This window comes from Bradyrhizobium lablabi, from assembly GCF_900141755.1.
Lineage (GTDB): Bacteria > Pseudomonadota > Alphaproteobacteria > Rhizobiales > Xanthobacteraceae > Bradyrhizobium > Bradyrhizobium lablabi_A.
The window spans coordinates 7833261-7851056 of sequence record NZ_LT670844.1; the positions used below are offsets into that span (position 1 = coordinate 7833261).

The window sequence follows — 17796 nt, forward strand, 5'->3', positions numbered from 1 at the left end:
TTCATCGTCACGGATGCGACGACGGCAGGTGGCGCGGAGATGGGTCCGGTCAAGGTTCATGGGAGTAGGGCCATACAGCCGATCGGCAGGCGATGTCAAGAACCGGATTGAATTCGCCCAAATCGCTTCGTCACTCGACCCCATAGGCCGTGTAGTCTTCCGCAATGTCGGCCTGGATCGCTTTCGCGGCCGTCATGTCGCTCTGTGCGCCGTCGGCGTCGCCTTTCTTGCGGCGGGCGAGGCCGCGGCCGTAGAGCGAACTCGCGAGCTTCGGGTTGACCTTCAGCGCCGCGGTGAAATCAGCGATGGCGGTGTCGAAATCGCCGAGCTTGAGATGGCAGAAGGCGCGGCTGTCGATGGTATAGGCGTCATCAGGCCGCCATTTCAGCGACTCCTCGCAATCGGCGAGCCCTTCCTGCGCCCGCCCGAGGATGGCCCGCGTCAGGCAGCGGGCGTTGAGCGCGGCGGCATATTTCGGATTGAACTTGATCGCGAGGTCGAAGTCCGCCAGCGCGCGCGGAAAATCATGCTTGTCGAAAAACAGGTTGCCGCGCGCGTAAGCGTCGCGATAGCCGCCGACGTCAAGCCGCAACGACTGGTCGAGATCGGCGCGGGCCCGATCGATATCGCCTCTGTCTCTATAGATCCTCGCCCGATTGCCGTAGGCCGCCGCATAATTCGGATCGAGCCGGATCGCCGCGTCGAGGTCCGCAAGGGCCTTATCCTGCTCATTCCCTTCGCGATAGGCGGTGCCGCGATTGTAATAGGCGAGCGCGAAGTTCGGATCGAGCTTGATGGCCTCGTCATAGTCCGCGATCGAGCGATCATTGTCTTTCTTGTCGGCGTAGGAGTTGCCGCGATTGTTGTAGTAGAGCGCGTCGGGCTTGAGACGGATGGCTTCGTTGTAATCGGCGATGGCGCGATCCGGATCGCCCTGATCGCTATAGGCGATGCCGCGATTGTAGAACGAGTAGGCGTCCTTGGGATCGAGCGCGATCGCGCGGTTGAGATCGGCCACGGCCAGTTTAGGCTCGCCCTTGCGCCGATAGGCCTCGCCCCGATTGGAGAAACCATAGGCGTTTTCCGGGTGGTGCTCGATCATCGCGCTGAAATCGGCAATCGCCGCATCGAGGTCGTTCTTGGCAAGATAGGCCGCTCCGCGATCAAGATAGAGAACGGTATTCGGATCGATCCTGATGCACTCGCTGAAGTCGGCGATGGCGCGGTCGAATTCCTTTTTCTGGGAAAACACCCAGCCGCGACCGCGGTAGGCCGGGCAATAGCCGGGGGCCAGCCAGATCGTCCGGTCAAAATCCGCGATGGCGCTGTCATAGGCTTTCTGATGGGCGTAGGCGCTGCCGCGTATAAAATAGGCGTTGGCCCTCTGCACTGTCGATGCCAGCGGCGATTCGAGGGTTGCGGTGCATGCCGCGATCCGCTTGTCGTCGCCGATATCCTGCTTGGCCAGACACCCGGTCAAGGCCGGCGAGATGGCTTTTGTCTGAGCCAGCGCGGGCTGGGCCGCAAGGATGGGCGCCAGCACCAGCAGCAAAAGCGCCTTCAGGGCACAAAACCGGATCGCAGTGGTCCGATGATCTCGCATTGACCGTCTCCACGCCCCGAAAGATCGCAAAACTCGGAGGCTTTGCGTCTTTGTTGGTCCAGGGCCCGGACCGGTTCACAGGATCTCAAAATCCCGCGACGCTGCCGTGGAGATCATATTCGTCGGCACGGTCGATTTTCGCGGTGACGATCTCGCCGACCTTCAGGGGGCGGCGGCTGGAGAGATAGACCGCGCCATCGATTTCGGGCGCGTCCGCCTTGGAGCGGCCTTTTGCGACGGTCGGGCCGACCTCGTCGATGATGACTTGCTGCCGCGTGCCGACCTTGCGCTTCAGCCGTCGGGCGGAAATCTTCTGCTGCCGCGCCATCAGCGCATTCCAGCGCTCCTGTTTTGTCTCCTCGGGCACGGCATTGCCGAGTGCATTCGACGAGGCGCCCGCGACCGGCTCGTACTTGAAGCAGCCGACGCGATCGATCTCGGCTTCGTCGAGCCAGTCGAGCAACTCGGCAAAATCAGAATCGGTTTCGCCGGGGAAGCCGACGATGAACGTCGAGCGCAAGGTCAGCTCGGGACATTGATCGCGCCATTGCTTGATCCGCGCCAGCGTCTTCTCCTGCGCCGCCGGGCGCTTCATGGCCTTGAGGATTTCCGGATTCGCGTGCTGGAAGGGGATGTCGAGGTAAGGCAAGATCTTGCCTTGCGTCATCAGGCCGATCACTTCGTCGACATGCGGGTAGGGATAGACATATTGCAATCGCACCCAGACGCCGAATTCGCCGAGCGCCTCGGCCAGATCGAAGAATCTGGCGCGGATTTCGCGGTCCTTCCAGGGGCTCGCGGCATATTTCAGGTCGACGCCATAGGCTGAGGTATCCTGCGAGATAACCAGCAGTTCCTTAACGCCGGCGCTGACCAGCTTCTCAGCCTCGCGCAGCACGTCATTGGCCTGACGCGACACCAGATCGCCGCGCAGTTTGGGAATGATGCAAAAACTGCAGCGGTTGTTGCAGCCTTCGGAAATCTTCAAATAAGCGTAATGCCGCGGCGTCAGCTTGATGCCCTGCGGCGGCACCAGATCGAGATGCGGATTGTGCACCGGCGGCAGCGCGCGATGCACGGCATCGAGCACGCTCTCATATTGCTGGGGACCTGTGATCGACAATACACCGGGATAGGCGGCCTCGATCTGTTCGGGTTCCGCGCCCATGCAGCCGGTGACGATCACCTTGCCGTTCTCGGCCATGGCTTCGCCGATCGCGCCGAGCGATTCCTTTTTGGCGCTGTCGAGAAAGCCGCAGGTGTTGACGATCACGAGGTCGGCGCCGTCATGCTTGCGCGCAAGCTCATAGCCTTCGGCGCGCAGCCTCGTGATAATGCGCTCGGAATCCACCAATGCCTTGGGGCATCCCAGCGAGACAAAGCTGACTTTGGGCGCGGCGGCCTGTTGCATATTTGATCTGACTCGTGTCCCGGCTCTAACATTCGCATCCCGTTGCGGCAGGCTCTTTGCGAATGTTAGAGCCGCAGGGACACGAGCAAAAATAGCTCTAGTGCGGCCCTGGATTTGGCATTCGCCACGAGAACTCGCGGAGCCCGGGGGCGAATGCCAAATCCACCGCACTAGTTGATGAGCAGGAACTAGTCCCAATTACTCATAATTACAAGGCTTTGAGCGGGCCTTGGGCGTGCTATGACTAATTTGCCGGAATGCGAGTGATCGATGGGCTCCGAGACGTCTCCTAAAATCGTTATCGTCGACGAAAGCCCGATCCGCGCCGCGATCCTCGAGGAGGGCTTGCGGGAAGCGGGTTTTGTCGACGTCGTCCATATCAGCGAAATGCAGAGTCTGCTGGCGCGGATCTATGCGCTCGATCCCGACGTCATCGTGATCGATCTGGAAAATCCCAGCCGCGACGTTCTGGAGCAGATGTTCCAGGTCAGCCGCGCGGTGCGCCGGCCGATCGCGATGTTCGTCGATCAGAGCGATGCGGCGTCGATACAGGCCTCGGTCGACGCCGGCGTCTCCGCCTATATCGTCGACGGACTGAAGAAGGAGCGCCTCAAGCCGATCCTCGACCTCTGCATCTCCCGCTTCAACGCGTTTGCAAAACTGCAGGACGAACTCGAGCGCGCCAAATCCGCACTCGAAGACCGCAAGGTGATCGATCGCGCCAAGGGGATCCTGATGAAGCTGAAGGGCCTGACCGAAGAAGAGGCCTATGTCCTGCTGCGCTCGACGGCGATGCGCGAGAAAAAAAAGATCGGCGAGATCGCGCAGTCGATCCTGACCGCGTCGGAGATGCTGAAATGACCGAACCGCTTCACATAGGCTTTATTCCACTGGTCGATGCTGCGGCGCTGATCGTCGCCGTCGACAAGGGGTTTGCCGCTGCCGAAGGGCTCGATGTCACGCTGGTGCGGGAAGTGTCGTGGTCGAACGTCCGCGACAAGCTCAACATCGGCCTGTTTGAGGCTGCCCATCTGCTGGCGCCGGTTGCGATCGCATCGAGCCTCGGGCTCGGGCACGTCAAGGTGCCGATCACCGCGCCCTTTAATCTCGGCCTCAACGGCAACGCGATTACGGTATCTCCAGCGCTGCATGCGGCGATCATGGGCGAGCTAGGGGGCGACCCGCTCGATCCGATGGCCACCGCGCTGGCTTTATCGCGCGTGGTCGCGGCGCGACGTAAAAGCGGAGCCGAGCCGCTGACGTTCGGCATGACCTTTCCATTTTCGACCCACAATTATCAGCTTCGTTTCTGGATGGCCGCGGGCGGCGTGGACCCAGACGAGGATGTGCATCTCGTGGTGCTGCCGCCGCCCTATATGGTGGATAGTCTCGCCAACGGTCATGTCGATGGATTCTGCGTGGGCGCCCCCTGGAATTCGGTCGCCGTCGATCTCGGCGTCGGCCACATCCTGCATTTCGTCTCGGATATTTTGGTCCGCGCTGCCGAGAAGGTGCTTGCGATCAGACAGAGCTGGGCGGAGAAAAATCCAGAAGTGGTTGCAGCCCTGGTCCGCGCCGCGTTTCGCGCTGCCGAATTCATCGAGCAGCCGGAAAATCGCGCCGAGACCGCACGCCTGCTGGCGCAGCCAGAACGCGTCGGTGTCGATGCCGACGTTATCCAGCGAACGCTGGACGGCCGTCTCAAAATTTCGCCCGATGGCACGATGCGCGAAAGCAGCCGCTATTTGCTGGTCGGTCGGGAGAGCGCGGGCCGTCCCGATCCCGTGCAGGCCGCCTGGCTCTATGCGCAGATGGTCCGCTGGGGGCAGGCTGGGGTCAGCCCGGAGGCACTGAAGGCCGCCAAGGCGGTGTTCAGGCCGGATCTCTACGACGCAGCGCTGGGGCGCGAAGGGAAGTCCGCCGATGCGCCTGGGGCTATCGGGGCCTTCGCCGGTCCGGCATTCGACGCCGGCGATATTGTCAGCCATCTGGGGGCATTTCGGATCGGACGGTGGAAGCCCTAACGCTCGCGGATGGAGCAATGTTGGGCAGCCATTTCATTCGGCTAATTTTTGGGCTATTTGCTCGAAATTGGCAGCGGCGGGAGCGGTAAAGTTCCAATCCGCGAATTTGGTGCGCTGATTTCATTAGATATTTTTCGAGCGACCGGCTGGCACGCGAATTGAATGTTGCAGTGCAGCCAGCCGTCGCAGATGCCCGCTGGCCCTTACGTCCAAGATGGATTTCCGCAGCAACGAGGCTGGTCGGACCGCTCCTTGGAAATTGAACCGGCGCTTAGAGCCGAGGCGATTTCCTCTCGCGCGGTCGCATTCCCTTACCCGTTGACGCCACTGATCGTGGCCGCAGGAGCTTCGTCTCGCACCATGAAAATCGATCCTCTCTCTGTCGACTTTACCGACGAGCAGAAGCGCTACCTCGAAGGTTTTGCCACCGGCCTGCAGATCAGCAAGGTCGGGCGCGGCCTCGGGGGCGCCAGTGCCGGCAAAGCCAATACCGAACCGAGCGGACCCGATGCCGCGCACATCAAGGCGCAGGACAGGGTTATCGCGTCCGGCAAGAAATTGGTGGACCAAGAAAAATTCAAACGCGAGGAGCATCCGTTCGATGCCTATCCGCGATTGAAGCAGCAGGCGCTTACCAACGCGCCGCCATCGCCGGCGGATAACTTTCGTTGGCGTTATTACGGCCTTTTTTACGTCGCGCCGGCGCAGGATTCCTATATGTGCCGGTTGCGGATTCCGAACGGCATCCTGAAACACTGGCAATTCGCCGGGATGGCCGATCTCGCCGAGCGCTATTGCGGGCCGTTCTGCCACGTCACCACGCGCGCCAATCTGCAGGTCCGTGAAATTCCGCCGAAGCATGCGGTGACGCTGATCGAGGGCATCCAGGACCTCGGCCTGTGCTCGCGCGGCTCGGGTGCCGACAATATCCGGAACGTCACGGGCACGCCGACCGCCGGCATCGATCCGCAGGAACTGCTGGATACCCGCGAATACGCCCGCGAATGGCACTACCACATTCTCAACGACCGCTCGCTGACGGGGCTGCCACGCAAGTTCAACGTTGCCTTCGACGGCGCCGGCAAGATCGCGGTGCTCGAGGACACCAACGACATCGCGTTTGCGGCGGTCGAGGTGAAGGATGGTTTTGGCGTTGAACCAGGCGTCTGGTTTTCGCTTGGGATCGGCGGCATCACCGGCCACAAGGATTTTGCCAAATCGACCGGCATCATCGTGAAGCCTGTGGATGCGACCAAAGTCGCCGACGCCATTGTCCGCGTCTTCATCGATCTCGGTGACCGCACCAACCGCCTCAAGGCGCGACTGAAATATGTCATCGACGGCATGGGGATGGAAAAATTCCTTAACCTGGTGGAAGAAAAGCTCGGCCACGCCTTTACCCGCGTGCCGCCGGAAGCGCTTTCGCCGCGCCCGGCCTTCGACCGCATGGCGCATATCGGGGTGCACCGGCAGAAGCAGGAGGGACTGAGCTGGATCGGCGTCGCGCTGCCGGTCGGCAAGATCACCTGTGACCAGATGCGTGGATTGGCAAAGATCGCCCGTGATCTCGGCGACGGCGAACTCCGCCTCACGGTTTGGCAGAACCTTTTGATTTCAGGCGTGCGCAACGAGAATGTCGCGCTTGCCGTTGCCGCGATCGAAGCCATTGGGCTTGCGACAAAGGCCTCGCAAATTCGCGCCGGGTTGATCGCCTGCACCGGCAATGCCGGCTGCAAGTTCGCGGCCTCCGACACAAAACGTCACGCCGCCGCGATCGGCGACTGGTGCGAACCGCGGGTGGAGATCGACACACCCTTGAACATCCATATCACCGGCTGCCACCATTCGTGCGCACAGCACTACATCAGCGATATCGGCCTGATCGCCGCAAAAGTCCCGGTCGGCGAGAGCGACGACACCGTCGAGGGTTATCATTTGTTCGCCGGCGGCGGGTTCGGCCCGCATGCCGACGTCGGGCAGGAGGTTTTTCATGATCTCAAGGCCGAGGACGCGCCGAAGACCGTCGAACGGCTATTGAAGGCGTATCTCGCGCATCGCGCTTCGCCTGACGAGACTTTCCTCACATTCGCGCGCCGCCACGATGGCGAAACGCTGCGCAAGCTGGCCGACGCCGAGGTTTCCTCATGAACCAGATGGCGCCTCCACCCAAAATCGAAATCATCCCGCCGAGCGCGCCATTCTCCGAAGCGCAGCGCTCCTGGCTCAACGGCTTCTTTGCCGGGTTGCTGTCTGACGGTCCCGCGCCGCTGTCGGCGGAGCAGGGCGCCGCCGTGCTGCAGGGACCGGCCGGCGATGGCGATGACGGCGAAGCACCCTGGCACGACCAGACGATTCCGATTGTCGACCGCATGAAACTCGCGGAAGGCCGCCCGTTGCAACGGCGCATGATGGCAGCGATGGCGCAGCAGGATTGCGGCCAGTGCGGCTACAATTGCCACGATTATTCGGAGGCGATCGCCGGCAAATCCGAGGCGCGTCTCAATCTCTGTGTCCCCGGCGGCAAGGAAACCGCGCGGATGCTCAAGGCGCTGCATGAGGAGCTGGAAAAAGCGCCGGCGGCTCCTGCAAGCCCGAAGGCCGCACCTGTCGCGGCCGCTCCGGCAACCGCAACCGAGCCCGGGCGTTCGCGCGACAATCCCATCGCTGCGACATTCCTGTCGCGCCGCCTGTTGAACAAGGCTGGGTCGGAAAAGGAGACCTGGCATATCGATTTCGATCTCTCCGGCTGCGGCCTCGACTATGTCGTCGGCGACAGTTTTGGCATTTTCGCGCGCAACGATCTCGGCCATGTCGATCAGATCATCGCGCTGCTCGGCGCTTCCCACATCACTGAAGTGAGGGGCAAGACGCTGCGCGAGGTGTTGACGACGGATGTCTCGCTGGCGCCGGCGCCGGATTCGCTGTTCGAATTGTTTTCATATCTCACCGGCGGCGCGCAGCGCGAAAAGGCGCGCGCGCTGGCGCAAGGCGAGGATCCCGACGGCGATGCGGCCACGCTTGACGTGATGGCGACGTTACAAAAATTCTCCAATGTCCGTCCACATCCCGAAGCCTTTGTCGAAGCGCTGGAGCCGCTGCAGCCGCGGCTTTACTCAATCTCTTCCTCGCATAATGCGACGCCCGGAAAGCTGTCGCTGACCGTCGATTGCGTGCGCTACGTGATCGGCAAGCGCAAGCGCCTGGGCCTTGCCTCGACCTTCCTCGCCGAACGCATCCAGCCGGGCGATCAGGTAAAAATCTATGTCCAGAAGGCCCACGGTTTTGCATTACCGCAGGATCCGAAGACGCCGATCATCATGATCGGGCCGGGCACCGGCATCGCGCCGTTCCGCGCCTTCCTGCTTGACCGCAAGGCGACCGGTGCGCCCGGCAAGAACTGGCTGTTCTTCGGGCATCAGCGCAGCGAATGCGACTTCTTCTATGCCGATGAACTCAACGCCATGAAGACCTCGGGTCTGTTGACGCGGCTGTCGCTGGCGTGGTCGCGCGACGGCGACAAGAAATTCTACGTGCAGGATCGCATGCGCGAGGTCGGCCGGGAATTGTGGACGTGGCTTGCCGAAGGCGCCAATCTTTATATCTGCGGAGACGCCAAGCGGATGGCCAAGGATGTCGAGCGCGCGCTAGTCGATATCGTGGCGCAATTCGGCGCCCGTTCCACCGACGAGGCCATCAGCTTCGTCGCCGACCTCAAGAAGAAGGGCCGGTTCCAGCAGGACGTTTACTGATGGAACCGGTTCCGCGTCAATCAGCATCAAATCCTAACGAATAAAATTCTCGCCGGATTCCGGTCGAGGAGAATTTTTTGGCTGCAACCGAATTGATCAAAGTATTCGTATCACTTTTTTGAGGGTCGTCTTGAATCCCGTCCTAATCGGTATTCCACTATCCTCCGATGGGGCGTTGGAGATCGACCATGCGCGAACTATCGGCGGAGGCCCGCCTGCACCTTTACGCGCGTTCCCTGTCCCGGCGCACGGGAACTGGATTTCATGCGGCGGCGCTTTATGGCGCTTTCGCATTGATTGCGGCCGTGCTGTTCGGCACGCTCTCGGTTCACCCGTTCTAGAGCATGGATCCGGAAAAGTGGGAACCGGTTTTCCAAAAAGATCATGCTCAAACAAAGAGTTGAGATCATGATCCGATTTAATCTAATCGGATCATGATCTAGCCGTCCTCAACTCGCTTTCTTGAACGGCGCTACGGCAATATCGCTGTCCTTCAACGCCTGCCGGAGACCGCGCGCGATGTCGACCGCGCCCGGCGTATCGCCGTGAATGCAAACGGTGTCGGTGCGCATTTTGATCACCTTGCCCGTGACCGATACCACCGCGCCATCCTGCACCATCCGCACCACGCGCTCGGCGATCCGTTTGGCATCGTGCAGCACCGCGCCCGGTTTGCGGCGCGATACCAGCGAGCCGTCGTCCTCATAGGCGCGGTCGGCGAACACCTCATGCACCATCGGCAGGTTTAGGGCTTCGCCCGCCTGCACCAGCGGCGAGTTGGCCAGCACCACGAAGATCAGATTAGGATCGACCGCCTTGATGCCGGCGGCGATGGCCTTCGCGGTGGCATCGTCCTCGCAGGCGACGTTCGAAAGCGCGCCATGCGCCTTGACATGGGTGACCTTGTGGCCGGCCGCGGTCGCGATCGCCTGCAACGCGCCGATCTGGTAGGCGACCAGGTTTTCGATCTCGGACGCCTTCATGCCCGGAAAAGGCCGGCGGCCGAAGCCGTGCAGATCGCGGTAACCGGGATGGGCGCCGATAGAGACGCCGCGCGCCTTCGCAAGCTCGCAGGTCCTGCGCATGATGTCGGCATCGCCGGCGTGGAACCCGCAGGCGATGTTGACCGAAGTGGCGAACTCGATCATGGCGGCATCATTGCCCATTTCCCAGGCGCCAAATCCTTCGCCGAGATCGCAATTGAGATCGATGGTTTTCATGTCTAACGTCCTCTTCTCGCGAGTGATCTCTGGTTAATCCGGCGCCAGCGCATCGGCGCCCGTTGCAATCTGCCAGGTGACGGCGTCGACGGCGCTGACGGCGCTGCCCGCGACATTAGCATCTTGCAGGGCCTCGATGTTGAGATCAAAGCTCTCGATGGCGCGCAGGCAGTCGGGCAGGGTGTGCAGCATTTTCCAGAACTTTCGCGCCTCTCCTTGCGCCTCCGCCATGGGAACGGCCTTGAACCGGAAACCGGTTGCCGCCGGGATCTGCGCGAACCGTCCGAGATCGGCCGAGATCAATGTTGCGATCTTGGGATAGCCGCCGCTGGTGCCGCGGTCCCGCATCAATACGATGGGCGCGCCATTGCCGGGCACCTGGATGCTGCCGTCGACGGTGCCGTCGGAGACGATGTTGTTACCGTGCAGATGTTTTATCACCGGGCCTTCCAGCCGGTAACCCATGCGGTCGCTGGTCGCCGAGATCTTCCATTCGCTGTTGAGAAACAGCTTCTTGGCATCGTCGCCGAATTCGTCGTCCTGCGGCCCCATCACCACGCGGATCGGGCCCGTGACCGCCACCGGCAGATCGATCCGGCGCTCGGCCGTGCCGCTTGCCGGTTTGGTCTGCAACGTGTCGCCTGCCTGGAGCGGGCGCGGAAAAGGGCTGCCGAGGCCGGCGCGGGCGTTCACCGCGAGGCTGCCGAACATCGGCTCGCCTTCAATGCCGCCCTCGATCCCGAGATAGCTGAAGGCGCCGCCGCGCGCAAAGCCCAGCGTCAGTGTCTCGCCGTCGGCGAGCGTCATGGACGTGTCGAACGCCACCGTGCGTCCGGAAATGTCGGCCGAGCGCGGTGCGCCGGCAAGCGCGACGCGAACCGCGCCTTCGCGCGCGGTAAAGGCCGCGCCGAACGGGCCGATCTCGATCGCAGCGGCGAAGATCGGGTTTCCGGCCAGGCAATTCGCCGCCGCCAGCGCGATCCGGTCCATCGCGCCGCTCGGCGTCAGGCCATAACGTTGCGTGCCATGCCGTCCGCCGTCCTGGACGGAGCTCGCCGGCCCAATCGATGACACGACGAGTTTAGTCATGCGGCGATCTGCTCGGCGATAATCTCGCCGGCTTCCGCGGCGCGATCCTGCTCGGCGAAGGTTTTGGCGTCGACCGCGGAAAACGTCACGCGATCGCCGGGTTCCAGGAGAAAGGTCGGATCGCGATGCAGCTGGTAGGTTCTAACCGCCGTCCGCCCCAGAAGATGCCAGCCGCTCGGACCGGCGAGACATTGCACGCCGGTCTGCACGCCGCCGATCGAGATCGTGCCGGCGGGTGTCAACAGGCGCGGATTTTGTCGCCGCGACATGTGCAGGAATTTCTCGAGACCGCTCAGATAGGACCAGCCCGGCGTAAAGCCGATCATGGCGACGCGGTAATCGCCGGCGACATGCCGCGCCACGATATCGTCCGGGGTGGTCTTCAGCGTTTTGGCAACATCCTCCAGATCGATGCCATGTTCGCCACCGTAAACCACGGGAATGCGCCAGCGCCGCGTCCTGGTCTCCGGCGGAACCGGCCGCAGCGCGAGCGCGGTGAGCTTTGCGCCGAGCTTATCGAAATCGATCTGCAGGGGATCGTAATGCACCAGCAGCGATCGATAGGTCGGCACCGTCTCGGTGATGCCGGCAACCGGCTCACTTGCGAGCGTGCGATCGAGCGCCAGCACCCGCTGGTTTGCGGCATCATCGATGTTGCGGCTGAATTCGACCGTGATGGCGCTGTCGCCACTGGGCAGAATACGGGGCGGGGAGAGCGTCGCGGCCATGGCCTCAGAGGTCTTCGGTGGAAACCAAGCTCTAGCCTGTTTTGCGCCGCAGTGGAATTCGCAATCCCGCAAATGCGCCTGCAAGTTCAATAAATTAATCCGCATGATCGCGATAAGACGCCCTAATTGCGCCGTCTCGATTAGGCCCCTCCCGGGGACGGCACTTGACGCGATGCCTGTGCCCCGCAAGATGCGCCCGCCGAATAAATCCGAAAAACCGGAGTTGCCCGTTCGATGTCCCTGTCCCCCGAAGCGATCAAGACCCTTTCCGGCGTATCCACCGCCACCATCACCACGGTTCTCCTCAAAAAGGGCCTGCGAAATGTCTGGATGCGCGGGTCGCGCCCGCTGCGCCCGGGACAGAAACGATTGGTCGGATCGGCCTTTACGCTGCGTTTCGTACCAGCACGCGAGGATCTCGCGACGCCGGAATCCTGGTCGTCGCCGATCTCGACCCGCACCGCCATCGAAGCCATGCCGGAAGGCTGCATCGCCGTGGTCGACGCCATGGGCATCACCGACGCCGGCATCTTCGGCGATATTTTGTGCGCGCGCATGGTGAAACGCGGCGTCGCTGCGCTCGTCACTGACGGCGTCGTGCGCGATCTCGAAGGCGTGCTCGGCACGGGATTGCCGGTGTGGTGTGACGGGTATGCCGCGCCGCCCTCGGTCGCGGGCCTGACGTTTGTCGGCTGGGGTGAGCCGATCGGCTGCGGCGGCGTCGCGATCTTCCCGGACGACGTTATCGTTGCCGATCAGGATGGCGCGGTGGTGATTCCGAAAGCGTTTGTCGACCTGATCCTGGCCGAAGGCGCCGAACAGGAACGCATGGAAGCCTGGATCGTGGAGCAGGTGAATTCAGGCGCGGTGCTGCCGGGTCTCTATCCCATGAATGCCGAGACCAAGGCGCGCTATGCCGCCTCGAAGAAATAATCAGGACGCAGCCCAACAGCGTCTGCCATGACAGGAGGAACACCATGAATATCCATCTCGCCGGTTCTCGGCCGACGCGCCGAGCGCCAAAAGAGTATTTTACCGGGACCGTCTGGCAGGATCCGATCATCGCGACCGAGGCGCCGGCACGCGCTGTCGCGAACCGCGTATCCTTCGAACCGGGTGCGCGGACGGCGTGGCACACCCACCCGCTGGGGCAGACGCTCTATGTCGTCACGGGCGTCGGACGGGTGCAAAGCAAGGGCGGGCCGGTGCGCGAGATCAAGGCGGGTGACGTCGTCTGGATTCCGCCCGGTGAGAAACATTGGCACGGCGCCTCGCCGGCCAATGGCATGACCCATGTCGCGATACAGGAAGCGCTGGACGGAAGTCACGTGACCTGGATGGAGCATGTGACGGATGCGGAATTTACCGCTGACGTCGGCAAGTAGCGATTTACCGTTCCCCGGCGGCGGCGGCGCGCCATGTCCGGGACACGATGGACTGTCAAATCCGCTGCGCGGTCCAGGTGCCCGAGCACAACGCGCCGCGCCAGGTGCCCGATCCGGACGTGCTCGAGAGGTGACCGAAGCCGACCGCATGCTTCATGCCGCTTGCAAGCGTCACGCTGATGTTGCCGGCGTCGGCAACGCGGCCTGATGCCGTCATCAGCGGATTGTTCGAGGCGACCTGGCCGTTGTTGATGCCGATCGAGACGGTTGTACCGCCGCCGCAGGCCGAATTCGATGAGGCGATCTGGACATTCCAGGCGCCGTCAAATGTCGCCGCCGCACCGGCAGGTGTTGCAGCTGAGATTCCCGCGAGCATCAGGATAGCGACTGTGGCTGTGTGAAAACGCTGCATGACAACCCCCTGTGTTGGTCCGACGCCGACACCGTCACACATCCTTTCCTCCGGGAATGTGATTGGAATCACACCGCAAGTTCGCAGCCATCAACTAACATCCGCCTCGGGTCGGCGAGCGAAACTTGGCCAAGCCATCGCGCCACTACGATTCGGTTCGAACCCTTGCGCGTTCTTGAACGACCACCGCATGAGTGTACAATCTGCAGGGATTTTTCGCGGTAACACTCGAGACAAAAGGTGCGTGAAACCAACGATATACGACAGGGTGGGTGATTTTCCCCAAACTCCCGGAGAATTTGATGAAGCGAGCCCTTCTGTCAATCGTTTGCGGCGCCGCTCTCATTGCGAACTCCGTTGTCTGTGCCGCCGATCCGCTATCCGACAAGGAGATGGCCGACCGCTATTTTCAGGCCGCACAGTCCGGAGATAACGACGCGCAGTTTTTTCTTGGCGCGCTTTATTCCGCAGGCGCCGGGCGGCCAAGGTCCGATGAGCAGGCCTTCCAGTGGTTTTCGCGCGCCGCCGAGCAGGGTCATTCGCACGCGATGCTGGTGCTCGCCGGATTGTATGCGATCGGGCGGGGAACGGCGAAAGACAACGTCAACGCCTACAAATGGGCTTACATCGTTTCCGTCGGTACCCGGGTTGACGAGTTCCGCAACGGTGCCCGCCAATTGATGGGCGTTCTGGAAACCAGAATGACACCGGCAGAACTCAGCCAGGCCAGGGCCGCGGCCGCCGACTGGCACGCGGTACCGACCCAGGCCAGGCTCGCCACGCCGTCAGAAACGGCGCCACCGCAGCCTTCGCCGCCCGTCTCGAAGCCATCGCCGTCGGCGAGTGCCGCTGCCCCTTCGGCGCCGACGGCCAGCAGCAAGAAAGACGATATCGACACGTTGATGGACAAAATGCCGTCCGAACTGCGCAAGCGGCTCGGCTTCTAAGAGGTAATGCCGATGCCCTCGCGCAATCTTGTCTGGTCCGCCTCCATGCTCGCAGCGCTTGCGGCCGTAGCGGTTGGCGGAGCCTATCTGGAATATCCGGACTTCTTTCGGCCGCCAACGATGACCGCGGCAACGTCCATCCTCGCGCCGGTCTCGGAGGCGATCTATGGAACTGGAACCGTCGAGCCCGAGCGCTGGGCGAAAGTCGTGCCGTTGCAGCGACGGCGGTTGGTAGACCTGTGCCGCTGCGAGGGGCAGGCCGTGCGCGCCGGCCAAATCCTCGGCCGCCAGGACGACGCCGAAGAAGTCTCGGCGCTGCATGAATTGGAAATCAACAATGAACAATTGCAGCGCGACCGCGATCGGGCCGAGCGCGACCGCGACAAGAGCGACGCGGCGAAGACCGAATACGAGCAACGCCAGACCCAACTCGATGAATCCAAATCGCGCATCAGCGCCCAGAAGGTACGCGTCGATTCGCTGGTGCTGCGCGCGCCGCTAGATGGAATGGTGCTGCGGCGCGACGGCGAGGTCGGCGAGATCGTTGGACCGACCGACGTGCTGTTCTGGGTCGGTCCGCCAACGCCAATGCAGGTGGTGGCGGAAATCAACGAGGAGGAAATCACCCGGATCGCCGTCGGGCAGAAGGCCTTTTTACGAAGCGAGGCCTTTGCCGCGCAGGCCCTGCGCGCCACCGTTTCACAGATCACGCCAAAGGGTGATCCGACGCGAAAGACCTTTCGCGTCTATCTGCGATTGCCGTCCGATACGCCGTTGCGGATCGGGATGACGGTCGAAGTCAACATCATCTATCGTGAAAAGACCGCGGCGGTTGTGGTGCCTGCCGAGGCTGTGATCGACAATGGGGTCCAGGTGGTGCGCGACGGAAAGGTTCATCGGGTTCCCGTCAATGTCGGGATCAAAGGCAGCCGCAACGTCGAGATCATCGGCAATGTGACGCAGGATACCACCGTGTTGTCGCCGGCACGCATGGACTTGGCCGACGGTACCCGGGTCCATGTGGAGAACGTGGCTACGCCTGCGAAGCAGGCAACCGACGCTCCCCTGGAACCCGCTCCCGATCCTGTGCCCACTGCTGCTCTCGAGCGCAACAACCCTCCCGTCCTGACCAGTGCCGCCGATCCTGATGATGCCGTGATCTCGGCGGCGCTGTCGGCGCATGTAGATTCCATTGTCAACGACGCCCGCAGGAACGTCGCCAAATACCCTGCGGCCCGGTGAACGGCATGGCAACGAACCTCTTGCTGAGTATTGCCTGGACCCATGTCTCGAGCCGCGTCCGGCAGACGCTGGTCGGCATGTTCGGCGTCGCCATGGGCGTCGGCTTCACCATCATGATGGCGGGCCTGATGCAGGGATCCCAGATCGATTTTTTGCGGCAGCTTGTCGATACCATGCCCCACATCACGGTGAACGATGAGCGCCGGTCGGTCCCTGTGCAACCGGCGGATCAGGAATATGCCGCGGTCGCGATGTCCAACGTGGCGAACGTCAATCCGCGCCCGGGGATCCGATATCCGGATGCGGTGATGGCATCGCTGAAGTCATGGTTGCCGGGCGACGTCGCGCCGTCGGCGCGAACCACGGCGATCATCGATCACGGCGGCGGGCGGATCGGCGTGACGCTGACCGGCATCGATCCGCGGTTCGAGGTTCGCGTGTCAAAACTCGCCACGCAGATGCGCGAGGGGCAATTGAGCGATCTTGCGAAGGCGGCGAACGGGATCATCATCGGCCAGGCGCTGGCCGAGAAGCTCGCGGTGAAGACTGGAAATACGGTCCTGCTGGCGGGAGGCGAGGGCACGCAGATTTCAGCAACCGTGGTCGGCATCTTCCGCTCCGGGTTGAAGCGGGTCGACGAGGCGCAGATCTATTCGCTGACCGGTCTGGCCCAGACCCTGATGGGGCAAAACGGGATCGTCAACGAGTTGCGGCTGCGGTTGAACGATCCGTTGATCGCGCAGAAGGTGGCGACGCAGGTTGAGGCGCAGACCGGCTACAAATCGGTTTCCTGGCAGGAAGCCAACGCTGACCTCTTGTCGAGTTTCGCAACGCGCGATTTCATCGTGCTCACCGTGATGGGCGCGATGCTGCTGTCCTCCTCCTTCGCGACCTACAACATCATTTCCACCATTACCCATGAGAAACGTCACGACATCGCGATCATGAAGTCGCTGGGCATGCGCGAAGCCTCGGTGCGGCGAATCTTCATCCTGGAATCGATGATGATGGGATCGGTCGGAATCCTGTTCGGATGGATTCTCGGATATCTGCTCTGCTACGCGTGGTCCAAGATCACCATCTACAACACGCTTACCGGAGCGACCGTCCCGCTTTCGATCTACTATTCGCCGACGCACTATTTAGCCACCGGCGCCATTGCCATTCTCTGCTGCGCGATCGCGGCGTTCTTTCCGGCGCGCAAGGCGACGCGGGTACACCCGGTCGAGATTATCAGGGGGGCATCGTGAGCGAGATCGCGCTGGAGGTCGTGGGCTTGGTCCGCCGCGTTCAGGGCGTCGTTTCTCATACGCTGGTCAACGGCATCGATCTGTCGGTGCAAAAGGGCGAATTCCTCGCCATCACCGGACCTTCCGGGTCCGGCAAATCGTCGCTGCTCTATCTGATTGGATTGCTCGATGCGCCGACCGAAGGCGAGATCATCATCTGCGGTCAGCCGACGTCAAAGCTATCGGAAACCGAGCGCGCCGACGTTCGCCTGACCAAATGCGGCTTCGTGTTTCAGTTTCACTTCCTGCTGCCCGAGTTCACCGCGCTGGAAAACGTGCTGCTGCCGATGCGCGCCCATGGCCGGATGTCCACCAAGGACATGCATGAGCGGGCGATGGCGCTGCTCACATCGCTCGGTCTCGGCGAACAGGTCGCAAAACGCCCCAATCAGCTTTCCGGCGGTCAGCGGCAGCGCGTCGCGCTGGCGCGGGCGCTCGCCAACCGTCCCGAGATCATCGTCGCCGACGAGCCCACGGGAAATCTCGACACCGCCTCGACCGAGCAGGTGTTCGGCATCCTGCGCGATATCGCCGACAATGGTCAGACGGTGGTGGTTGTAACGCATGATGCCGCGTTGGCTGCGCGCGCAGACCGGCGCATCCATATCGTCGACGGCAAGATTCACGAAACGACCTTTGGCAATGGGAAGCCAGAGATGACGGCCGCGACAGGGACCGCGGAATATCAGCCGTAACG

Annotated in this window: 17 protein-coding genes; 11 read left to right on the top strand and 6 right to left on the bottom strand. The window is 62.2% G+C overall.

The genetic code is table 11. The features are described from left to right. Positions 1–130: 130 nt before the first annotated feature. Complete coding sequence (locus B5526_RS36820) at positions 131–1603, bottom strand: tetratricopeptide repeat protein (RefSeq protein WP_079544506.1); 1473 nt, start codon at positions 1601–1603, stop codon at positions 131–133. An 85-nt stretch (positions 1604–1688) separates the two neighbouring features. Continuing rightward, complete coding sequence (rimO, locus tag B5526_RS36825; RefSeq protein ID WP_079544507.1) at positions 1689–3014, bottom strand: 30S ribosomal protein S12 methylthiotransferase RimO; 1326 nt, start codon at positions 3012–3014, stop codon at positions 1689–1691. Between the two features lie 270 nt (positions 3015–3284). On the opposite strand from rimO, the gene B5526_RS36830 reads away from it, so the two are divergent. The 5 genes from B5526_RS36830 (at position 3285) to B5526_RS38260 (ending at position 9128) form a co-directional block, all read left to right on the top strand. Continuing rightward, positions 3285–3875: an ANTAR domain-containing response regulator gene (locus B5526_RS36830; protein ID WP_079544508.1), complete on the top strand. Its 591-nt coding sequence runs from the start codon at positions 3285–3287 to the stop codon at positions 3873–3875. Further along, entirely contained in the window at positions 3872–5038 is a 1167-nt protein-coding gene (locus B5526_RS36835) for a CmpA/NrtA family ABC transporter substrate-binding protein (RefSeq protein WP_079544509.1), read from the top strand. Before B5526_RS36830 ends, B5526_RS36835 begins: the two co-directional genes overlap by 4 nt. 360 nt (positions 5039–5398) lie before the next feature. After that, positions 5399–7186, top strand: coding sequence for a NirA family protein (locus B5526_RS36840; protein ID WP_079544510.1), 1788 nt, complete (start codon positions 5399–5401; stop codon positions 7184–7186). Continuing rightward, positions 7183–8787, top strand: a complete 1605-nt coding sequence (locus tag B5526_RS36845) for a sulfite reductase subunit alpha (RefSeq protein ID WP_079544511.1) — start codon at positions 7183–7185, stop codon at positions 8785–8787. Before B5526_RS36840 ends, B5526_RS36845 begins: the two co-directional genes overlap by 4 nt. 188 nt (positions 8788–8975) lie before the next feature. Further along, positions 8976–9128: a hypothetical protein gene (locus tag B5526_RS38260; protein ID WP_172842178.1), complete on the top strand. Its 153-nt coding sequence runs from the start codon at positions 8976–8978 to the stop codon at positions 9126–9128. Between the two features lie 108 nt (positions 9129–9236). Here B5526_RS38260 and B5526_RS36850 read toward each other — a convergent pair whose 3' ends face one another. From B5526_RS36850 to pxpB, 3 genes are read right to left on the bottom strand one after another with little or no spacing between them, the layout of a single operon-like run. Then, positions 9237–10007, bottom strand: a complete 771-nt coding sequence (locus tag B5526_RS36850; protein ID WP_079544512.1) for a LamB/YcsF family protein — start codon at positions 10005–10007, stop codon at positions 9237–9239. A gap of 33 nt (positions 10008–10040) precedes the next feature. Next, positions 10041–11096, bottom strand: coding sequence for a biotin-dependent carboxyltransferase family protein (locus B5526_RS36855; RefSeq protein WP_079544513.1), 1056 nt, complete (start codon positions 11094–11096; stop codon positions 10041–10043). Next, entirely contained in the window at positions 11093–11824 is a 732-nt protein-coding gene (gene pxpB, locus B5526_RS36860) for a 5-oxoprolinase subunit PxpB (protein WP_079544514.1), read from the bottom strand. Before pxpB ends, B5526_RS36855 begins: the two co-directional genes overlap by 4 nt. A 234-nt stretch (positions 11825–12058) precedes the next feature. Here pxpB and B5526_RS36865 point away from each other — a divergent pair, with 234 nt between their 5' ends. Beyond that, a complete protein-coding gene (locus B5526_RS36865; RefSeq protein ID WP_079544515.1) occupies positions 12059–12757 on the top strand; it encodes a ribonuclease activity regulator RraA in 699 nt (232 codons plus the stop codon). Between the two features lie 44 nt (positions 12758–12801). Further along, positions 12802–13209 (top strand): (R)-mandelonitrile lyase, encoded by a 408-nt coding sequence (locus B5526_RS36870; RefSeq protein ID WP_079544516.1) that lies wholly within the window; start codon positions 12802–12804, stop codon positions 13207–13209. 55 nt (positions 13210–13264) lie between these two features. On the opposite strand, the gene B5526_RS36875 is transcribed toward B5526_RS36870, so the two are convergent. Next, positions 13265–13621 (bottom strand): hypothetical protein, encoded by a 357-nt coding sequence (locus B5526_RS36875; protein ID WP_079544517.1) that lies wholly within the window; start codon positions 13619–13621, stop codon positions 13265–13267. A gap of 302 nt (positions 13622–13923) precedes the next feature. Between B5526_RS36875 and B5526_RS36880 the strand changes: the two genes are divergently transcribed. From B5526_RS36880 to B5526_RS36895, 4 genes are read left to right on the top strand one after another with little or no spacing between them, the layout of a single operon-like run. Next, complete coding sequence (locus tag B5526_RS36880; RefSeq protein WP_079544518.1) at positions 13924–14568, top strand: tetratricopeptide repeat protein; 645 nt, start codon at positions 13924–13926, stop codon at positions 14566–14568. Positions 14569–14580: 12 nt separating this feature from the next. Continuing rightward, entirely contained in the window at positions 14581–15810 is a 1230-nt protein-coding gene (locus B5526_RS36885; protein WP_172842179.1) for an efflux RND transporter periplasmic adaptor subunit, read from the top strand. 5 nt (positions 15811–15815) lie between these two features. After that, positions 15816–17060, top strand: a complete 1245-nt coding sequence (locus B5526_RS36890; protein WP_154071636.1) for an ABC transporter permease — start codon at positions 15816–15818, stop codon at positions 17058–17060. Further along, on the top strand, positions 17057–17794 hold the full coding sequence (locus tag B5526_RS36895; RefSeq protein ID WP_079544521.1) for an ABC transporter ATP-binding protein: 738 nt from the start codon (positions 17057–17059) through the stop codon (positions 17792–17794). The genes B5526_RS36890 and B5526_RS36895 overlap by 4 nt, the downstream gene beginning before the upstream one ends. The last annotated feature ends 2 nt before the right edge of the window (positions 17795–17796 follow it).